The sequence below is a fragment of the Roseibium sp. Sym1 genome, from assembly GCF_027359675.1.
Taxonomy (GTDB): domain Bacteria; phylum Pseudomonadota; class Alphaproteobacteria; order Rhizobiales; family Stappiaceae; genus Roseibium.
The window spans coordinates 4,985,110-5,001,622 of the sequence record NZ_CP114786.1 but is presented as its reverse complement, the minus strand read 5'-3'; the positions used below and the strand labels follow the sequence as shown (position 1 = coordinate 5,001,622).

At 59.8% G+C, this 16,513-nt stretch carries 17 protein-coding genes; 5 read left to right on the top strand and 12 right to left on the bottom strand.

Features of this window, described 5'->3' with window-relative positions:
• Positions 1–47 precede the first annotated feature (47 nt).
• The 3 genes from O6760_RS23310 to O6760_RS23300 all read left to right on the top strand — a co-directional run bounded on the left by O6760_RS23310 (position 48) and on the right by O6760_RS23300 (position 1,672).
• On the top strand, positions 48–506 hold the full coding sequence (locus O6760_RS23310) for a hypothetical protein (protein ID WP_269582053.1): 459 nt from the start codon (positions 48–50) through the stop codon (positions 504–506).
• Between the two features lie 162 nt (positions 507–668).
• Entirely contained in the window at positions 669–1,142 is a 474-nt protein-coding gene (locus O6760_RS23305; protein WP_269582052.1) for a hypothetical protein, read from the top strand.
• A gap of 95 nt (positions 1,143–1,237) precedes the next feature.
• On the top strand, positions 1,238–1,672 hold the full coding sequence (locus tag O6760_RS23300; protein WP_269582051.1) for a hypothetical protein: 435 nt from the start codon (positions 1,238–1,240) through the stop codon (positions 1,670–1,672).
• Between the two features lie 222 nt (positions 1,673–1,894).
• Here O6760_RS23300 and O6760_RS23295 read toward each other — a convergent pair whose 3' ends face one another.
• From O6760_RS23295 to O6760_RS23250, 10 genes are all read right to left on the bottom strand, one after another.
• A complete protein-coding gene (locus tag O6760_RS23295) occupies positions 1,895–2,347 on the bottom strand; it encodes a type II toxin-antitoxin system RatA family toxin (RefSeq protein WP_269582050.1) in 453 nt (150 codons plus the stop codon).
• Between the two features lie 22 nt (positions 2,348–2,369).
• Positions 2,370–3,344, bottom strand: a complete 975-nt coding sequence (gene lipA / locus O6760_RS23290; RefSeq protein WP_269582049.1) for a lipoyl synthase — start codon at positions 3,342–3,344, stop codon at positions 2,370–2,372.
• A 56-nt stretch (positions 3,345–3,400) separates the two neighbouring features.
• The gene (locus O6760_RS23285; protein ID WP_269582048.1) at positions 3,401–3,820 is read right to left on the bottom strand and encodes an acyl-CoA thioesterase; all 420 of its coding nucleotides are present in this window, start codon (positions 3,818–3,820) and stop codon (positions 3,401–3,403) included.
• A 16-nt stretch (positions 3,821–3,836) separates the two neighbouring features.
• Positions 3,837–4,076: a GlsB/YeaQ/YmgE family stress response membrane protein gene (locus O6760_RS23280; RefSeq protein ID WP_269582047.1), complete on the bottom strand. Its 240-nt coding sequence runs from the start codon at positions 4,074–4,076 to the stop codon at positions 3,837–3,839.
• Positions 4,077–4,289: 213 nt separating this feature from the next.
• Positions 4,290–4,538: a GlsB/YeaQ/YmgE family stress response membrane protein gene (locus tag O6760_RS23275; protein ID WP_269582046.1), complete on the bottom strand. Its 249-nt coding sequence runs from the start codon at positions 4,536–4,538 to the stop codon at positions 4,290–4,292.
• Positions 4,539–4,734: 196 nt separating this feature from the next.
• Positions 4,735–6,183 carry a dihydrolipoyl dehydrogenase gene (gene lpdA, locus O6760_RS23270; protein WP_269582045.1) on the bottom strand — a complete coding sequence of 483 codons (1,449 nt, stop codon included), beginning with the start codon at positions 6,181–6,183 and terminating at the stop codon, positions 4,735–4,737.
• 72 nt (positions 6,184–6,255) lie between these two features.
• Positions 6,256–7,596 (bottom strand): pyruvate dehydrogenase complex dihydrolipoamide acetyltransferase, encoded by a 1,341-nt coding sequence (locus O6760_RS23265; RefSeq protein WP_269582044.1) that lies wholly within the window; start codon positions 7,594–7,596, stop codon positions 6,256–6,258.
• Positions 7,597–7,612: 16 nt separating this feature from the next.
• Positions 7,613–9,001 carry a pyruvate dehydrogenase complex E1 component subunit beta gene (locus O6760_RS23260; protein WP_269582043.1) on the bottom strand — a complete coding sequence of 463 codons (1,389 nt, stop codon included), beginning with the start codon at positions 8,999–9,001 and terminating at the stop codon, positions 7,613–7,615.
• 14 nt (positions 9,002–9,015) lie between these two features.
• Positions 9,016–10,065: a pyruvate dehydrogenase (acetyl-transferring) E1 component subunit alpha gene (gene pdhA, locus O6760_RS23255; RefSeq protein WP_269582042.1), complete on the bottom strand. Its 1,050-nt coding sequence runs from the start codon at positions 10,063–10,065 to the stop codon at positions 9,016–9,018.
• A 174-nt stretch (positions 10,066–10,239) separates the two neighbouring features.
• Complete coding sequence (locus O6760_RS23250) at positions 10,240–10,581, bottom strand: FtsB family cell division protein (RefSeq protein ID WP_269582041.1); 342 nt, start codon at positions 10,579–10,581, stop codon at positions 10,240–10,242.
• A gap of 121 nt (positions 10,582–10,702) precedes the next feature.
• Between O6760_RS23250 and O6760_RS23245 the strand changes: the two genes are divergently transcribed.
• On the top strand, positions 10,703–11,359 hold the full coding sequence (locus O6760_RS23245; RefSeq protein WP_269582040.1) for a protein-L-isoaspartate(D-aspartate) O-methyltransferase: 657 nt from the start codon (positions 10,703–10,705) through the stop codon (positions 11,357–11,359).
• A gap of 412 nt (positions 11,360–11,771) precedes the next feature.
• Here O6760_RS23245 and O6760_RS23240 read toward each other — a convergent pair whose 3' ends face one another.
• Entirely contained in the window at positions 11,772–12,341 is a 570-nt protein-coding gene (locus O6760_RS23240) for a hypothetical protein (protein ID WP_269582039.1), read from the bottom strand.
• Between the two features lie 275 nt (positions 12,342–12,616).
• Here O6760_RS23240 and O6760_RS33390 point away from each other — a divergent pair, with 275 nt between their 5' ends.
• Entirely contained in the window at positions 12,617–12,814 is a 198-nt protein-coding gene (locus O6760_RS33390) for a hypothetical protein (protein ID WP_332306202.1), read from the top strand.
• A 194-nt stretch (positions 12,815–13,008) separates the two neighbouring features.
• On the opposite strand, the gene mfd is transcribed toward O6760_RS33390, so the two are convergent.
• Positions 13,009–16,494: a transcription-repair coupling factor gene (gene mfd / locus O6760_RS23230; protein WP_269582037.1), complete on the bottom strand. Its 3,486-nt coding sequence runs from the start codon at positions 16,492–16,494 to the stop codon at positions 13,009–13,011.
• Positions 16,495–16,513 lie beyond the last annotated feature (19 nt).

Sequence of the window (16,513 nt, the reverse complement as noted above, 5' to 3'; positions counted from 1 at the left end):
CGTATAGTCAGCAGTGTTGACCTAAAGGGAACTCAAGAACCATCATCATGATGAAGACCATAATCTTCCTGGCCGCCACTGTGTGTTTGGGCGGCACCGCCAAGGCTGACGCAATCATGCGGCCGGGTGATTTCTATCTGATTTCGCGGGACAGCGGCGGCAGTTTTGTTGGCAGCCACAAATTGTTCCAGGACCAGTCTAGAGGCCTCAGGCTGGTTTCCTATTGCCAGCGCGACTATTTCGTCCGAAGCCATTCCGTCGCCTGGACCCAGATTGAAACCGAACTCGGTCATACCGTTCGCGTGGAATACAATTTCGGCCGGGGCTGGCGCCCGATCTGTGATCATCCAGAACAACAGGTCACCTTGAAGGACATTGGCATCGACATCAGCGCCCGTGACCTGCTGGCCGGGCCCGATGACAGTCAAAACCCGCAAAGCCGGCTGTCGGCTGTCGGTTCGCTTTTCCAGGCTCAAAACGGCAACGGATCTTTCCTCACCCGATAGCGCCCCGGCGGATCAACACTGTTGATTTACGTGAGGAAAACAAACTCGTTAGACTTTTACTTAAAATACATTGCATTTCAAAAGACGTTTTACAGACAAGTCTATTACAGTGCCCCTCCAGAAATGCACTTGCGAAATGATTTCGCGATACAGGATATGGATATGTCAATCCAACGGACACTCTATACGGCAGGCGCGCTCTGTCTTGCAGGCACATGCGCCGAGGCCGGGAGCGGCATCCCCATCGCCGGGGACACCTATATCATTTCGCGCGACGGCCAGACTTTTCGCGGTTCTCACCGCATCTATAACAGGATGGCCGAAGGCCTGATCAAGGTCGAATATTGCGGGCGGTCCTACTGGGTGCGGTATGCGACGGTGGCGTGGACCCAGCTTGAGGTGGAACAAGACTACGAGGTCCGCGTGGAGTTCAACTGGGGCAAGGGCTGGCGTCCGATTTGCGAACACCCGGAAGAACAGGTCACGCTCAAAGGCCTGGGCGTCAGCGAAGACCCGCGAATTGTCGTCCAGAGTGATGGCGCCACCATCAGTCGGGTCAACCGGTTTGCCGTCATTCGCAAATCCTTCCAGACCGAGGGCGGCGACAATGCCGCCAAGTCCTATCACGGGAACTGACCGGACTTGCGAAAAGTAAGTCTCGGGTAAGCAGCAAGCAGTATGATTGGTTTCGACTAGGGGTAACGGGGCGACACTGAATAGGGAAATCTGACATGAAACGCTTACTGGCGTTCCTTGCAGTTCTGGTGGCTGGCGGCTTCGGTCTTGCCGGCAACGCCTTCGCTCAGGGCGATTTTTACATACGCTCGCAATATTCCAACGGTACCTTCACCGGCTTTCACGAAATCCTGACAAAACCCAAGGAAGGCTATCACGAGGCCCGCTACTGCGACCGGACCTTCTGGGTATCTTCGACAACGGTCGTGTGGACCGAAGAGGAAGCGGCGGCTGGCCGAAAGCTCATCGTCGAGGAAAACTTCGGTTCTAGCCGGCGCACGGTTTGTGCCGACTATGCGGATTTCGCGACGCTGGATGACCTGGGTCTCAAGAAGCGTGAAGTCGAGCAGATCCGCAATCGCAACGAACCGCTCGACATGAAATCCAGCCGCATCCGCGTCATACGCGATGCCTTCAAGCAGTTCAAATAGGGATCTGCGCCTTTTACTGGCTCGTGAGACTTTAAAGTCTTGAAAGCGTAACCAAACACACCGCGTCATCCTGAGGAGGCGCGAACGCGCCGTCTCGAAGGATCGGTAACACATTCTGGAACAAGCGGCCCATCCTTCGAGACGGACCTGATGGTCCTCCTCAGGATGACGCCAATTTTCAAGCACTTGTCGGGTGTTCAGCCAAACGAACGCAGCTGTCTCCTAGGCTCCGTACACCTCGTCCGCGCGGGCCTCGAAGGCGCTCGAGAACTTGCGGAAGGCCTTGTCGAACATGACGCCCATGAGCGAGCCGAGCGTGCGGCTGCGGAATTCATACGAAATGTAGAAGCCGACCGTCGAACAGCCCTCCCCGGCCTCCTCGAAGGTCCAGGTGTTTTCCAGGTGCTTGAACGGGCCGTCCAGATATTCCACCTGGATCTTGCGCTCTGCGGGCTTCAACTCCACCCGGCTGGTGAAGGTTTCCTTGAACAGCTTGTAGGCCACGGTCATGTCCGCGACCAGCACCGCGCGCCCATCCTCCAGCTCCTTGCGACCGCGCACATGCAGATCCTGGCAGAGCGGCACGAATTCCGGGTAGCGCTCCACGTCGGCGACGAGGCGGAACATGTCGTCCGCCGCGTGATTGACCTTGTGGCTGGAGGAAAAGCTGGGCATGCAGGGTCCTGTCGCTGAAAGCTCAGTGGCCGAGCTTGGCCTTGCGTGCCGCCCGCAAGTCGGCAAAATCCTCGCCGGCATGGTGCGAGGACCGGGTCAGCGGGCTGGCCGACACTTTCAGGAACCCCTTGGCATAGGCGATGCGCTCATAGCCCTTGAACTCTTCCGGCGTGATGAAGTCCATCACCGGATGGTGTTTCTTGGACGGCTGCAGGTACTGGCCGATTGTCAGGAAATCGACATCCGCGGCCCTGAGATCGTCCATCAACTGCAGCACTTCGTTGCGCACCTCGCCGAGCCCCACCATGATGCCGGACTTGGTGAACATTTCCGGATCGAGTTCCTTCACCTTCTGAAGAAGCCGGATGGAGTGGAAATAGCGCGCGCCCGGCCGCACCTTCAGGTATTTCGAAGGCACGGTTTCCAGGTTGTGGTTGAAGACATCGGGCTTGGCCGCGACAACAATCTCCAGAGCGCCGTCCTTGCGCAGGAAATCCGGTGTCAGCACTTCCACGGTCGTTTTCGGCGAGGTCTTGCGGATCGCGTTGATCACGTCGGCGAAATGGGTCGCACCGCCATCATCGAGATCGTCGCGGTCGACCGAGGTGATCACCACGTGTTCCAGGCCCATGGCGGCAACGGCATCGGCGACCCCCTGGGCTTCCTTCGGATCGACCGGCCCCGGCATGCCGGTGCGCACGTTGCAAAAGGCGCATGCACGGGTGCAGGTATCGCCGAGGATCATGAAGCTGGCATGTTTCTTCGACCAGCATTCGCCGATATTCGGACAGCCGGCTTCCTCGCACACGGTGACGAGGTTGTTGTCGCGCACCACGTTCTGGGTTTCGCGATACACCGGAGAGGTTGGCGCCTTGACGCGGATCCATTTCGGTTTGCGCTGAACGGGATTGTCCGGGCGGTGCGCCTTTTCCGGATGGCGCGGCCGCGCTTCGGAGGACTCTTTCGGGCGATTGAGCGTGTCGACGATCGTAACCATGGGCCTTAAGTGTCGTTATTGCTGGAAAAGGTCAAGCCATAAAGCCGTTGAGCCAGCTATGTGCTTAACGCGGGACTGATGTAGCTTTCGAGTTGCTTGCGCGCGTGGTCGCTCAAGGGATGGGACCTGCGTGTCGCCTCGTTCATCTGCACGATGACCGTGACGGCCCGGGCGACAGGTTTGCCATCCTGGAAGACCTGCTGAAACAGCTTGAAGGAACTGCGGCCGACTTCGCGGACGGCCGTGCCGATCTCCACTTCGCCGGGCCAGTTGATCTCGGCGAGGAAATCCAGTTCCAGCCGGGCGATCACGAAGGCCGCGCCCTCGTCCGCCAGTCCCTGGCCGATGATGATCTCGACACGCCCCGTTTCCAGGAACGTCGCGAACACCGCATTGTTGACATGGCCCTGACGGTCCGTGTCGGCGTAGCGCAGCTTGTCACGGGCCTTGAGCGGAAAATCGTCGATTGTTGTCAAAGCGACTGCCCCGCTCCTACTTGAACAGCTTCTTCCAGATGAAAAGGAACAGGATCGCACCGACAACGGCAATGATCAGCCGGTCGAGAATGCCACCTGTCACATGCAGATTGAGAATGTCGGCAAGCTCGCCGCCGAGCAACGCGCCGATGAGACCGACAACGAGGCTTCCCAGGAAGCCGCCCCGGCTGTTCAGCACCCGGTGGGCAATGGCACCCGCGACAAGACCGATGATGACGGTGATGATCAGACCCATCGCGGGTACTCCCTATTTGAATTCCCTGTAAGCAAAATATCCACCGACCAACGCGACTGGAAACGCGATAAATGCGCTCAACGGCTCCGGGAGCAACAAATACAAGATTACCGCCTGACCCAGCAAGGCTATGCCAGATATGAAAAATTTGACGTCATTCGACTGTTTTTTCAGCCAATCAATCATTCACATCTCAGCTTTTGCCGACGTTTATCACGCAATCAGGCGCGCCAGCAGAACCACGACGATCGCCCCGACTGCCGCCACGACGATCTCGTTCACATACGGATTGCCCAGGTTGATGTTCACGCCGACAAGCTTGAACAGGAAACCGCCGACAAAAGCGCCGATCAGACCGGTGATCAGATAGCGGATCAGTCCGCCGCCGCCGACCACGACACTTGCTAGCCACCCCGCCAGAATACCGATGGCGACCCAGATCAGAATTGCTTTCACATCCATGATTGAAGGCTCCCTTTGGCCTATACCCAGACGGCCTCACGTTACCCTTTTCAGAGATTGCGTCCAGCGCCGATATGGCCGGACCGGGCTGACGTATCCGTCTTGCAGCGGCCCTCCGGGCCACGAGATGGTTTCAGGCAGTCCGCTCTCCAGACGAAACGGCCCCGGCGGATCTTGTCACCGGGGCCCTGTCCGATCAGGCGTTCAGAACCTTGCCGTAAGCATCGAGCACCGATTCCTTCATCATTTCCGACAGGGTCGGATGCGGGAAGATCGTGTGCATCAGCTCTTCCTCGGTCGTTTCCAGGTTCATGGCAACGACAAAACCCTGGATCAGTTCGGTCACTTCCGCGCCGCACATGTGCGCGCCGAGAAGTTCGCCTGACTTCTTGTCGAAGATCACCTTGATCATGCCGTTGTCTTCGCCGAGCGCGATGGCCTTGCCGTTGGCGTTGAACATGTACCGGCCGACACGGATGTCACGGCCCTGTTCCTTGGCCTTGGCTTCGGTGAGGCCGACGGAGGCGACCTGCGGGTTGCAGTAGGTGCAGCCCGGGATCTTGCGGTGATCCATCGGATGAACGCCCTTCTCACCGGCAATCTTCTCGATGCAGATGACGCCCTCATGCTCGGCCTTGTGGGCCAGCATGGGCGGACCGGCGACATCTCCGATGGCATAGAGACCCGGCACGTTGGTGCGGCCGTATTCGTCGATGACGACGCAACCGCGGTCGGTCTTCACGCCGAGGTCCTCAAGACCGATATTCTCGATATTGCCCTGGACGCCGACGGCGGAGATCAGGTGGTCGGCCGTGATCTGGCTGACCTTGCCGTCCTTGGTCTCGACATGGGCGGTGATCGAATTCGCCGCCTTGTCGACCTTGGTCACCTTGGCTTCGGTGATGATCTTCAGGCCGCGCTTTTCCAGAGCCTTGCGGGCAAATTTCGAGATTTCCTCGTCCTCGACCGGCATGACGTTGGCCATCAGCTCGACCACGGTGACGTCGACGCCCATGGAACGGTAGAAGGAGGCGAATTCGATGCCGATCGCACCGGACCCCATAACGACGAGCGATTTCGGCATCTTGGCCGGTTTCATCGCCTCGAAATAGGTCCAGATCAGCTTGCCGTCCGGTTCGATGCCCGGCAGCGCACGCGGGCGGGCGCCGGTCGCGATGATGATGTGCTTGGCGGTGTAGGTGCCCTCGCCCTTCACGCCTTTCGGCACCGGGTTCTGAGGTTCGACCACCGGCTTGGTGGACTTGCCGACAACGACCTCGCCCGGCTTGGTCAGCTTGGCTTCGCCCCAGATCACGTCGATCTTGTTCTTCTTCATCAGGAAGCCGACGCCGCCATTGAGCCGTGCCGAGACACCGCGCGACCGCGCGACGACATCCTTGACGTCGGCCTTCATGGTGCCCTCCAGCGTCAGGCCGAAGCTCTTGGCATGGTTGGCGTGGTCGAAGATCTCGGCGGAGCGCAGCAGCGCCTTGGTCGGGATGCAGCCCCAGTTGAGGCAGATGCCGCCCAGGTGTTCGCGTTCGACAATGGCGGTCTTGAAGCCCATCTGGGCGGACCGGATCGCGGTCACGTAACCGCCCGGCCCGGAGCCGATGATGATCACGTCGTAATTGGTATCAGCCATGGTGTGTTCCCCGGCGCAAGAAGTCATAGTTCAAAAACGGCGCGGCGTTGCCGCCGCGCCGGAGAGCCTTCATCAGACCAGCATGCTCATCGGATTTTCGATGTAGCCCTTGAAGGCGGCCAGGAGTTCCGCGCCGAGGGCACCGTCCACGCAGCGGTGGTCGGTGGAGAGCGTCACGGACATGACGGTGGCAACCGCCAGTTCGCCGTCCTTGACAACCGGGCGCTTCTCGCCGGCACCGACCGCCAGGATGGTCGCGTGCGGCGGATTGACGACCGCGGAGAAGTTCTTCACGCCCATCATGCCCATGTTGGACACCGCCGTGGTGCCGCCCTGGTACTCCTCGGGCTTCAGCTTGCGCTCTTTCGCGCGCTTGCCGAGGTCCTTCATCTGGTTGGAGATCACCGACAGGGGCTTTTCTTCCGCGCTGCGGATGATCGGGGTGATCAGGCCGCCCGGAATGGACACCGCGACACCGACATCGGCATGCTTGTGCATGACCATGTTGTCGTCGGTCCAGGACACATTGGCATCCGGAACATCGCGCAGCGCAAGGGCCAGCGCCTTGATGGTCATGTCGTTGACCGACAGCTTGTAGGCCGGCTTGCCGTCCTTGTCGGTTGCCGCCGCGCCGTTGAGCTGGGCCCGCAGGGCCAGCAGGGCGTCCAGCTCCACATCCACGGAAACGTAGAAATGCGGAATGGTCTGCTTGGACTCCGTCAGGCGCTTGGCGATGGTCTTGCGCATGCCGTCATGCGGCACGAGCTCGTAGCTGTCCTTGTCGAACAGCTTGAGCACCTGGTCCGCGGATGGGCCGGTTGCCGGGGCCGCGGCAGCAGCTGCCTTCGGAGCCTCGGCGGCGGCCGGTGCGGCCTTGCCCGTTCCGGCTTCCAGGGCTGCTTCAATGTCGCGCTTGACGATGCGGCCGTGGGGACCGCTGCCGGACAGGGCCTTCAGGTCCAGCCCGTTGAGCTGTGCCAGACGGCGCGCCAGCGGCGAGGAGAAAATGCGTCCGCCATCGGCCGCCTTCGGCGCGGGCACCGGATCGGTCGCTGCCTTGGCGCCGACCTCGATGGCCGGTGCACTTTCCGGCACGGCCGGAACGGCATCGCCGCCGGACGGCGCCGGAGCGGCCCCGCCACCGGATGCATCGATGGCACTGGCATCCTCGCCGTCTTCCAGGAGCACGGCGATCAGCTCGTTGACCTTCACGCCCTGGGAGCCCTCGGGCACGACGATCTTGCCGACCTTGCCCTCGTCGACGGCTTCCACTTCCATGGTGGCCTTGTCGGTTTCGATCTCGGCGATGACGTCACCGGCGGAAACCGTGTCGCCTTCCTTGACCAGCCACTTGGCCAGGTTGCCCTCCTCCATGGTGGGAGAGAGAGCCGGCATGGTGATATTGATTGGCATGTCCGTGTCCCTCGCCTCAGGCTGTGTAGGTGACGGCTTTGACCGCGTCGATGACTTCCGGAACGCTCGGCAGGGCCAGCTTTTCCAGATTGGCGGCGTAAGGCATCGGAACGTCCTTGCCGGTCACGCGCAGGATCGGCGCATCGAGATAGTCGAAGGCCTTTTCCTGGACCTGGAAGGCGATCTCCGAGGAGACCGAGCACATCGGGAAGGCTTCTTCCACCGTGACGATCCGGCCGGTCTTGCGGACCGAGGCCAGCACCGTGTCGATGTCCAGCGGACGGATGGTACGCAGGTTGATGACCTCGGCGGAGATGCCCATGCCGGCCAGCTCGTCCGCGGCCTTCAGGGCGTAGGTCATGCCGATGCCCCAGGAAACCAGCGTCACGTCGGTGCCGCCGCGCTCGATCTTGGCCTTGCCGATCGGCAGGACGAAATCGTCCATGTCCGGGATCTCGAAGGAATGTCCGTAAAGGATTTCGTTTTCGAGGAAGATCACCGGATTCGGATCGCGGATCGCGGCCTTCAGAAGTCCCTTGGCGTCCGCTGCCGAATACGGCTGGATCACCTTCAGGCCGGGCACATGCGCATACCAGGAAGCATAGTCCTGGGAATGCTGCGCACCGACCCGGGCTGCGGCACCGTTCGGACCGCGGAACACGATCGGGGCCCCCATCTGGCCACCGGACATGTACAGCGTCTTGGCGGCGGAGTTGATGATCTGGTCGATCGCCTGCATGGCGAAGTTGAAGGTCATGAACTCGACGATCGGCTTCAGCCCGGCCATGGCCGCGCCGACACCCATGCCGGCAAAACCGTGCTCGGTGATCGGCGTGTCGATGACGCGCTTGGCCGAAAACTCGTCGAGCAGGCCTTGCGTGATCTTGTAGGCGCCCTGGTACTCGGCGACTTCCTCACCCATGACGAAGACGTCCGGATCGCGGCGCATTTCCTCTGCCATGGCGTCGCGCAGGGCTTCGCGCACGGTGGAGGACTTCATCGTGGTGCCCTCCGGAACTTCCGGATCCTCGGGCGTATCCATTGCCGGGGCCTGCGGTGTCGGAGCGGACGCAACGGCCGGAGCGCTCGGTGCCTCTGCCGCGGCAGGGGCCGGTGCAGCAGCGGGAGCCGAGGCAGCGGCGTCGATGGCGCTGGCATCCTCGCCGTCGGCCAGGAGAACAGCGATCTTCTCGTTGACCTTGACGTTGTCGGTACCCTCGGCGACCAGGATCTTGCCAAGCGTGCCCTCGTCGACCGCTTCCACTTCCATGGTGGCCTTGTCGGTTTCAATCTCGGCGATCACGTCGCCGGCGGTAACGCTGTCGCCTTCGGCTTTCAGCCACTTGGCGAGCTTACCTTCTTCCATTGTCGGCGAAAGCGCCGGCATCAAAATGTCGATAGGCATGATAATCCCCGGCGTTAAAGCAGAATGTCGGTGTAGAGCTCGGACACGTCCGGCTCCGGATCGGTCTGGGCGAACTCCGCGGCTTCGGCGACCTTGGCCCTGACGTCCTTGTCGATGGCCTTCAGATCGTCTTCCGACGCCCATTCCTTGTCCAGGAGACGCTTGCGGACCTGCTCGATCGGATCGTGCTCGGTGCGCATCTTCTGGACCTCGTCCTTGGAGCGGTATTTCGCCGGGTCGGACATGGAGTGGCCGCGATAGCGGTAGGTGATCATTTCAAGGATATAGGGGCCTTTGCCGTCCCGGCACCATTTCAGGGCCTTTTCGGAGGCAGCCATGACGGCGCGCACATCCATGCCGTCGACCTGTTCACCCGGAATGTTGAAGGACGCACCGCGCTGGGACAGGTCGGTCGTTGCGGACGCGCGCGAAACGCTGGTGCCCATGCCGTACTTGTTGTTCTCGACGACATAGACGACCGGCAGCTTCCAGAGCTCGGCCATGTTGAAGCTCTCGTAGACCTGGCCCTGGTTGGACGCGCCGTCGCCGAAGAACGCCATCGCGACGTTGCCGTTCTCGCGGTACTTGTTGGCGAAGCCGAGACCGGTCCCCAGAGACACCTGGGCGCCGACGATGCCGTGGCCGCCGTAGAAGTGCTTTTCCTTGGAGAACATGTGCATGGAGCCGCCCTTGCCTTTCGACAGGCCGCCGCGGCGCCCGGTCAGCTCGGCCATGACACCCTTCGGATCGAGATCCATCGCCAGCATGTGACCGTGATCGCGATAACCGGTGATCATCTGATCGCCGTCCTTCTTGGCCATCTGCAGGCCGACAACGACAGCTTCCTGCCCGATATACAAATGACAGAATCCACCGATGAGTCCCATGCCGTACAACTGGCCGGCTTTTTCCTCGAATCGGCGGATCAGAAGCATTTCACGATAGGCGTGAAGTTCCTGGTCCTTGTCGAACTCTGCGATCGCAGGCTTCGCCTTCTTGGCGGAGCTGCGTGTCCGGCTGGCACTCTTGGAGCTAGCGGAAGTGGTCTTTGATGCTGTGGCCATAACCCTCTTCTCGGCGTGAAGTTTCCCCTAAGACAGGTAGTGGCAACTTATCCTGTAGTCGCTGTCAATCCAATCCATCAATCTCGCACTGCGAAACGCACGCAAGTTAATGACTTGGCTTGATATTTTTGATTTTAACCTGATTTCCGTTAAGTAGCAAAAATGAACCTGTTTTCAGTTCATGCTGTAACGATGCCCCGGACGCAGCACGACCAGCTCGTCAGGGTGGACCAGATTGAGATTGAGCCTGGCCCGTTCGTCCAGCATGTCCGGATCGAGGCTCTCCGGGCGCAGCAGACTGACACGGGCGACGAGTGCCTCGCGCGCGGCGGTCAGCGTCTCGAGTTCGGCTTCCAGTTCGGAAACCTGGCGCTCGATCATGGCCCGGCCGACCATGCCCAATTCTCCACTCATCGCGTGAAAGCCGAAATAACCAAGCGCCGCAATGGCGATGGCGGGCGTGATCAGGCGGCGGAGAATGGATTTTTTACGCTGTCTCGTGGCTGCTCGGGGCACTCTTGGGACCTTAACGCTATACTCTGGCCTCTTGGTGCCACCACTATGCGGTTTTAGGTTTAATAGAGTCTTGAGACAGCCGATCAAATGCACGGTAAATGTGTATTGAAAGAGAGGAGCCGTGGACCCGTTTGCGAACGAACGCAAGGAGATGGTTGAAACCCAGCTGCGCCGGCGCGGTGTCAGCGACGAACGGGTTCTGGCAGCCATGGAAAAAGTGCCAAGGCACTTGTTTGTGCCTGAGGACCAGCAGGACCGCGCCTATTGGGACGGCCCGCTGCCCATCGGATCCGGCCAGACCATCTCCCAGCCCTATGTTGTTGCCCTGACATGCGAATTGCTGGAAATATCGCCCGAGGACACCGTCCTCGACATCGGTGCGGGCTCAGGTTACGCCGCAGCAGTCCTCGGTGAGTTGGCAGCTTCCGTCATCAGCATCGAGCGTTTGCCAGAACTTGCAGATCTGGCGCGGACCAATCTTGAAGCCGCCGGCTACGGCAATGTGGAAGTCCTGTGCGCGGACGGCACACTGGGTTGTCCTGACAAGGCCCCGTTCGACGCCATCGCCGTCGCCGCCGGTGCCCCGACCGTCCCCGAATCCCTCAAGCAGCAACTGAAGGTTGGTGGCCGCCTCGTGATCCCGGTCGGCCCTACGAGGCGCATGCAGGATCTTGTCCGGGTCCGGCGGATATCGGAAACGGAATTCAATACGGACGATCTGGGCGGAGTGGCTTATGTGCCGTTGGTGGGGGCTGAAGGATGGGCGGAAGACAGCTAATCTGGCAGCCAATGACAAGCTGTCTGTCCACAGCAATGTGAGGCACCCATAACACCCATAACAGTGACGCGACATGCACGGTAGAACAACGGTCGAAATGGACGAGGACGACCACTCCGAAGGACTGCAAACGAAGGAGAAAACGACATCAAGAACCAAAGCTGCATACTCGGCTCAAGCAAACAGCAACTGTCAGATCAATTCGGTTTCAGTACGAACCGCGGCTCAAGAGCAAGGCATCCCCTCAAGATTTCATTCGCAGCATGAAATAATTTTTCGCCAAACGTCGAAGTAAAAATTTCAAACAATAAATATTTTGGCCACCTGCATGCCATTTTCCGTTTTATTCAAACGCACCAGCTAATTGATCAGAAAAACTACCAAGTTATTCGCTTTACCAATTTCAAAAATTTTACTCCTTCCCCAATACCTCAAAAGCAGATAGACATTCCTCTGAATACAGATATATTTTCGAAAGCACTCTCGAGTTCCGGGTAACCTCTTTACTTTCATCACCCCAGAGCCCTCTTCCTTGAACAAACGAAATCACGTCCACAACATCCTCTTTAGAAAATTTCTTGCCATACATTTCCGCATCGCAAACATCGCTAATTATATAGCTAAGTATTTTTCTAGATTTATTGTAATTCACATGATTCACCAATGTATTTCTATAGATGTAATGAATAGTTTCAGATGCTCTTTCATGATTAATTCTATTTGCCTTTAGCGCACTCAAACACTGTGAAATCTCAAACAATCCATCTTCCAATGTCGGGATCTTCACTTGAAAGAATCCCACACAACTCTCGGGAATATCAGCTCCAGAAACAAGACGGAGACGATTGTTATCGTAAGTATTATTATAAGAAACACCCACGTTTGGCACACTGATTACGGCAGTACTCGCTGCATTTAAACTGTTAAAAATATTGAAAAACAGAGCGGCCGCAATAATTGGCAATTTTATACAATCAGTCACAGAGAGTCCCCAGCTCGAGAAAGGCAAACAAATTCGATATTGCACCTTATTCCGCTTACTGGAAGAGATTTGAAAATTCTTAATTCATTTTCCCAGTTTCGCCAGATTGCGCCGCTGGAGCAATCCAGCAACTGTCACCATCTCGCAGTACCAAAAGAACTTGTGCGCATCTTCCACTTTGTCACCTTTTGACACGCATTATCATATTGGCCAGCTTCGTGCTCTGCCCCAGTACCGCTACTGAACACAGAATAGATCGGTCCGACACACTCCGGATGGTGCAATCCCGCCCCCCCCTGAAACAGCAACTGAGGGTTGGAGGTCGCCTGGTGATTCCGGTCGGCCCTACGAGGCGCATGCAGGATCTTGTCCGGGTCCGGCGGGTATCGGAAAAAGAATTCAAGACCGACGATCTCGGAGGGGTCGCCTATGTGCCGTTGGTAGGGGCAGAAGGATGGGCGGAGGGGGACTGAGTCTTGCGGTCCACGCCCCTGCTTGATTGTTTCATCAGCTGCCAATCAAAAAGATTGTCATCCCGGCCAAGCGCAGCGCGAGCCGGGACCCAGGACTCCCGGGCAATTCTTAGTGATCTCACGCGAACGATGAAGAATCCTGGGTTCCCGCTTTCGCGGGAATGACACGCGTTTTCTGGCGGCCTTTGATGAAATCAAACCGCTGCCAGCCGCGCCAGCTTGGTCAGCACCGTCGCCGTGCCCTTGAGCCGCGCATCCGTTTTGTCCCAGTCGCGGGTCAGCACGATCTTCTGGTCCGGCCGGATCTTGGCGAGCACACCCTGCTCGGCAATGTAGGAGACCAGCCCCGCCGGGTTGGCGAATTCGGAATTGCGGAAGGTGATGACGATGCCCTTCGGCCCGGCGTCGACCTTCTCCACGTTGGACTTGCGGCACAGTCCCTTGATGTAGACGATCTTCAGGAGATGCTGGACCTCGTCGGGCAGCGGGCCGAAGCGGTCGATCAGTTCCGCGCCGAAGGCATCGATTTCCTCCGCCTCGGTGACATCGCCGAGACGCCGGTAGAGCTGCAGGCGCAGCTGCAGGTCGGCGACATAGTCTTCCGGGATCAGAACCGGCGTGCCGATATTGATCTGCGGCGACCATTGCTCGTCGCCGAAATCCGCGCCGCCGTCCTTGAGCTGGGCAACCGCCTCTTCCAGCATCTGCTGATAAAGCTCGAAGCCGACCTCCTTGATATGGCCGGACTGTTCCTCGCCAAGCAGGTTCCCTGCCCCGCGAATGTCGAGATCGTGGCTGGCGAGCTGGAAGCCGGCGCCAAGCGTTTCCAGGGACTGCAACACCTTGAGGCGCCGTTCGGCCGTCGCTGTCAGCGTCTTGTTGGCCGGCACGGTGAAGAGCGCATAGGCGCGTGTCTTGGACCGGCCGACGCGGCCGCGCAGCTGGTAGAGCTGCGCCAGGCCGAACATGTCCGCCCGGTGCACGATCAGAGTGTTGGCCGTCGGAATGTCGAGGCCTGATTCCACGATCGTCGTCGACAGCAGCACGTTGTACTTGCCCTCGTAGAAGGCGTTCATGACGTCTTCCAGCTCGCCCGGCGGCATCTGGCCATGGGCAACGGCGACTTTTAGCTCCGGCACCTGATTTTCCAGAAAATCCCGCCGGTCAGCGATATCCGACAGACGCGGACAGACATAGAAACTCTGGCCGCCGCGGTAATGTTCGCGCAGCAATGCCTCGCGCACCACCAGCGGATCGAAGGGCGACACGAAGGTTCTGACGGCCAGCCGGTCGACCGGCGGCGTCGCGATCAGGGAGAGTTCGCGCACGCCGGTCAGGGCGAGTTGAAGGGTCCGCGGTATCGGCGTCGCCGACAGCGTCATCACGTGGACGTCCGACTTCAGCTCCTTCAGCCGCTCCTTGTGCTTGACACCGAAATGCTGCTCCTCGTCGATGATCAGCAGGCCGAGATCGCGGAACTGCACCGACTTGCCGAGCAGCGCATGCGTCCCGACGACAATATCGACCGACCCGTCGCTCAAGCCCTTCTTGGTCTGGGTCAGCTGCCGGGCGGGAACCAGCCGCGACGCATGGGCGACATTGATCGGCAGCCCGTGGAAACGCTCGGAGAAGGTCTTGTAGTGCTGGCGTGCCAGAAGCGTCGTCGGCACGACCACGGCAACCTGGCGCCCGGACATGGCTGCAAGGAATGCGGCCCGCAGCGCCACTTCCGTCTTGCCGAAGCCGACATCGCCGCAGATCAGCCGGTCCATCGGGCGTCCCGAAGCCAGATCATCGAAGACGGCATCGATCGCGGACAGCTGGTCTTCCGTTTCCTCGTAGGGAAAGCGCGTCGCGAATTCGTCATAGACCCCTTCCGGCGTCTCCACCACGGGCGCCGTCTTGAGCGCCCGTTGCGCAGCCGTCTTGATGAGCCCGTCGGCAATCTCCAGGATGCGCTTCTTGAGCTTGGCCTTGCGCGCCTGCCAGGCGCCGCCGCCGAGCTTGTCGAGCTGGGCTTCCTGGTCTTCCGAGCCATAGCGCGACAGCAGTTCGATATTCTCAACCGGCAGGTAGAGCTTGTCGCCGCCCTGGTATTGCAGCTCAAGACAGTCATGCGGCGCGCCGACGGCCTCGATGGTCTTCAGGCCGATGAACCGGCCGATGCCGTGTTCGACGTGGACGACAAGATCGCCTTCCGAAAGTCCGGTGGCTTCGGTGATGACATTGGCGCCCTTGGCCTTGCGGCGCGACTTGCGCACCAGCCGGTCGCCCAGAATGTCCTGTTCACCGATAAAGGCGATGTCCTTGAGCTCGAAGCCGTGCTCGATGCCGAGCACGCAAAGCGCCGTGGTCTTTTTGGGCAGGTCCTCAACGCCCGTCAGCGTGTCAGCCTCGTGAACGGCCCCGAGGCCGTGGTCACCGAGGATCTGGCCAAGCCGGTCGCGCGAGCCTTCCGACCAGCAGGCAATCACCGTGCGCTTGCCCTGTTTCTGAAGATCTCGCACATGACTTGTCAGCGCGTCGAAAATGTTGACGTCGCCGGCGGCCCGTTCGGCCGCGAAACTGCGGCCCTGACGCCCCTCCAGCTCAATGACGGTCTTCCCGCTGCCCGGCGGCGGCGTAAACGGATCAAGCGAGGCCGTGGCCCTGTCTGCAATGGCAGCCGTCCATTCGGCTTCAGAAAAATAGAGGCTTGCCGGTTCGACCGGCATATAGGGCACGTTGCCGGCGCCCGTCCCCATTTCCCGGGCCTCCTGGCGCGCCTGGTAATATTCCTGGATCTGGTCGACCCGTTCACGCACCGCGTCCGCCGCATTGGTGTCGAGGACCACCGGTGTCTCGCCGATATAGTCGAACAGGGTCTCGAGCCGCTCGTGAAACAGCGGCAGCCAGTGTTCCATCCCGGCATAGCGGCGGCCGTCGCTGATCGACTGGTAGAGGACATCCTCACGGCTGGCGGCGCCGAAATTCGCCAGATAGGAGCGCCGGAACCGGGAGATCGCGTCTTCCGACAGCACCACCTCGCTCATGGGCACCAGGTCGAGACGCTTGAGCTGCCTTGAGGTGCGCTGTGTTTCGGCGTTGAACGAGCGGATCGATTCCAGAGTATCGCCGAAGAAATCGAGGCGGACCGGTTCTTCCGAGCCCGGCGCGAACAGATCGACGATTCCGCCGCGTACGGCATATTCGCCGGTTTCACGCACGGTCGGCGTGCGCGAAAAGCCGTTCATTTCCATCCAGGCGGAAATGCTGTCCATGTTGACCTGGTTTCCGGGCGCCATGGAGAGCGTCTGTTCGGCCATGAACGAGCGTTCGGGCACGCGTTGCAGGGCGGCATTCAGCGTCGTCAGGAGAATGGTCTTTCGGCCGGTCTCGAGACCGCGCGCCAGCTGACCAAGCGCCAGCAGCCTGCGTGCGCTGATGGCCGGGTTCGGCGACACCCGGTCATAGGGCAGGCAGTCCCAGGCCGGCAGCTGCAGGATGTCAATTTCCGGATCAAAAAATCCGAGTGCCTCGCTGATCATCGCCATGCGGGTGGCATCGCGGGCAATGAAGACGAGCGACAGCCCGCTCGCTGCGCTTTCAGCCATCACCCGTGCGAGCGCATAACTTTCGGCGCCATCGGGCACGCCGGCAAGCGTGACATTGGCGCGGTCCTTCAGCAGCCTGTCAAACACGGCATGCGTCCTTAAATCT

Bases quoted from the DNA above. Each gene is read 5' to 3' on its own strand.
- O6760_RS23280 (WP_269582047.1), bottom strand. From the start codon at position 4,076: ATGGGTCTGATCATCACCGTCATCATCGGTCTTGTCGCGGGTGCCATT.
- O6760_RS23295 (WP_269582050.1), bottom strand. From the start codon at position 2,347: ATGCCCAGCTTTTCCTCCAGCCACAAGGTCAATCACGCGGCGGACGAC.
- O6760_RS23260 (WP_269582043.1), bottom strand. From the start codon at position 9,001: ATGCCTATCGACATTTTGATGCCGGCGCTTTCGCCGACAATGGAAGAA.
- lipA (WP_269582049.1), bottom strand. From the start codon at position 3,344: ATGGTTACGATCGTCGACACGCTCAATCGCCCGAAAGAGTCCTCCGAA.
- pdhA (WP_269582042.1), bottom strand. From the start codon at position 10,065: ATGGCCACAGCATCAAAGACCACTTCCGCTAGCTCCAAGAGTGCCAGC.
- O6760_RS23265 (WP_269582044.1), bottom strand. From the start codon at position 7,596: ATGCCAATCAATATCACCATGCCGGCTCTCTCTCCCACCATGGAGGAG.
- O6760_RS23300 (WP_269582051.1), top strand. From the start codon at position 1,238: ATGAAACGCTTACTGGCGTTCCTTGCAGTTCTGGTGGCTGGCGGCTTC.
- O6760_RS23275 (WP_269582046.1), bottom strand. From the start codon at position 4,538: ATGGATGTGAAAGCAATTCTGATCTGGGTCGCCATCGGTATTCTGGCG.
- O6760_RS23305 (WP_269582052.1), top strand. From the start codon at position 669: ATGTCAATCCAACGGACACTCTATACGGCAGGCGCGCTCTGTCTTGCA.
- O6760_RS23310 (WP_269582053.1), top strand. From the start codon at position 48: ATGATGAAGACCATAATCTTCCTGGCCGCCACTGTGTGTTTGGGCGGC.
- lpdA (WP_269582045.1), bottom strand. From the start codon at position 6,183: ATGGCTGATACCAATTACGACGTGATCATCATCGGCTCCGGGCCGGGC.
- O6760_RS33390 (WP_332306202.1), top strand. From the start codon at position 12,617: ATGGTGCAATCCCGCCCCCCCCTGAAACAGCAACTGAGGGTTGGAGGT.